Origin of the sequence: Jutongia hominis, assembly GCF_014384965.1 — a bacterium.
Classification (GTDB): Bacteria; Bacillota; Clostridia; order Lachnospirales; family Lachnospiraceae; genus Butyribacter; species Butyribacter hominis.
Genome location: NZ_JACRSW010000028.1, coordinates 1 through 603 on the forward strand (window position 1 = coordinate 1; position 603 = coordinate 603).

General features: G+C 44.3%; 1 protein-coding gene and 1 pseudogene. Both read right to left on the reverse strand.

All coding sequences use genetic code 11. The annotated features are described in order from the left end of the window. Positions 1-206, reverse strand: a pseudogene (locus tag H8700_RS12630) (JAB domain-containing protein); the annotation flags it as partial. Between the two features lie 109 nt (positions 207-315). Beyond that, positions 316-603, reverse strand: a 288-nt coding sequence (locus H8700_RS12635) for a DUF5688 family protein (RefSeq protein ID WP_249304116.1), incomplete at its 5' end; no start/stop codon positions are given.

Consider the following 603-nt stretch of genomic DNA (forward strand, 5'->3'; position numbering starts at 1 on the left):
ACACTTGCAAAATGCACATTGATAGGTTTTAAATCTGACCTTAGATTGACCACACACACTACTTCCCTGTCAAACTGGCACATACAGTCTCCCATGACAGCAGCTATATCCGCCGGATTATTAAAGGTGTGCTCCGAATAAATCGGAGCATCCTTTACAAGTCTTACCGAAACCACATCAAGCTTGAAGTCATTCTTCTTTGGCATCAGACACCGCCTCCTCTCCAGACTCGACACGGATAACAAAGTCACCTTTCTGGCTGTTTATGAGAGCAATGAGTTCTTCCATTGTAAGTTCCTGCTCCATAGCTGCCTCCTATCTGGACTTTTCCTTCGCGTCATATACAAGGGGAGGTTCTGCAACGATACCATCAAGTCTCTTGTTTGGTGTATCAGTTGCAAGGGTGAGTTTTCTTAAATCCTTATCATAGTGATATACCTGATTGGAAAGTCTCTCGTCCAAAGACACCTCCTGCATATTTACTTCGACTACCATCTGTGCAAGCATCTCAGGGCTTCCCATATCTGAAGATACTGCAATAACCTCATGCACGCTCGAAGGGAGAATATAAAGGTCACTCTCTAAACTCTCTGCCAGCTCATG